The organism is Robinsoniella sp. (assembly GCF_034124845.1).
Window position 1 is genome coordinate 1 of sequence record NZ_JAWYAJ010000139.1, and the last position, 1,627, is coordinate 1,627.

The following is a 1,627-nucleotide window of genomic DNA, read 5'->3' on the forward strand; positions in this document are numbered from 1 at the left end:
GATATAAAGATATAGAATAAAAAATACAACATAATTATTGTTATGTTGTAAAAAAATATCGGCATATGGAAAAATATGTAAAATCATGATATATACTATCATTTTACAGGGATGTTGTCAATAGAAAAATGTAATATTTTGGCACCCCCCTTCTTATTTTTGTATCTGAATTTATATTCAGACAGCAAAAAAAGACCTTAACAACCTATTCTTTTAAGATCTGAAAAATCTGGTAATTTTCATTATAAAATATCTCAAAACACAATAATTTTAGAATAAAATCATACCCTATGCAATTGTTAACCCCAAAACAGGAGGCTTTTTTACAACATAACAATAATTTTGTTATAAAAATATTTGCATTACAAATTAACCCAAATGTAAGCTGAAAATGCCGGATACATCGTTTTAAGACGGATGGCAGCAGCTTAACGTAAGGGAATGAAAGAGATGGTTACGATGCAAAAATTTGAAAAGAGAAAACCGGATATTTATTCTTTGGAAATTCTGGGGGATGTGCGGACCGGGCGAAAGAATTTGGGCTCGGAAATGCCGGTAATTGTTTATCGCTTATTTATGTACAGCATGAGGGATACACTAGAGCAGAAATTTGGTCAGGAAGAGACCATTCGCATACTGCGGGAATGCGGAAAAAAAGCAGGGACGGAGTTTGCAAAAAAGGTCCTGGATCTGTCACTGGAAAGGGATTCTTTTTTGATCCATCTGCAGAATATTTTGTCAGAGTACAAGATAGGGATTCTGCGTATAGAAGCTTTTGATGAAGGAAACCGAAAAGCGGTTTTTACAATCAGTGAGGATGTGGATTGCTCCGGCCTTCCGGTACTGGGAATGGCTGTTTGCAATTATGATGAGGGATTTCTCAACGGCATACTGCAGGAATATACCGGTCAGTCCTATACGGTTACGGAAATTGACTGCTGGGCAAAGGGGGACCGCGTCTGCAGGTTTGAGGCTGTAAAGGACGTATAAATTCAGGATTGCAGGTGATGTTTTATGGATAAGAACTTAGAACAGATGCAGGAATATGTGGATCATGTTTTGTATAACCAGTCTGCTGCTTACCTGGATCCGAAGGAACTGGATCTGCAATACAGGGAGTTCTCCGAAAATTTAGTATTTCTGGGCAATTCCGTCATGAAGGCATATGAATACACAGGGGAGATGGCAGATGGCATTCTGGACAGGAAAATGGAAAGGGACAATCCGCTGTTGGGTCCCTTAAAAGACTTACAGGCTAAGCTCAGCCATATCACATGGCAGACAATGCAGGTTGCAAAAGGAAATTTTAATATACAGATCCAGTATCTGGGGGAATTTTCCCAGGCATTCAAGATTATGGTGTCCCAGCTTAGCAAACGGGCGGAGATCGCTAAACGGAATGCAGAAATGGAAAAGCAGATTCTGGAAACAGAAAAGCAGCTTCTGGAACAAGAGATGGAGAACCAGGTAAATCATTATAAATCAATGGTTCATATGAACCGGGAAATCAGGGGGTATCAGCATGATATAAAAAATCATCTGTTGTGCCTGGGCAGCCTGCTGGAAGTGGGGAGTACAGACAAGGCAAAGCAGTATCTCAGAGATATAACCAACCAGGTATATTATG

1 protein-coding gene and 1 pseudogene are annotated in these 1,627 nt (G+C 39.3%); both read left to right on the forward strand.

The window, feature by feature from the left end:
- Window positions 1-459: 459 nt before the first annotated feature.
- Entirely contained in the window at window positions 460-990 is a 531-nt protein-coding gene (locus tag ACH2DQ_RS06660; protein ID WP_395026061.1) for a V4R domain-containing protein, read from the forward strand.
- A 24-nt stretch (window positions 991-1,014) separates the two neighbouring features.
- Window positions 1,015-1,627: pseudogene (locus tag ACH2DQ_RS06665) on the forward strand (hypothetical protein); the annotation flags it as partial.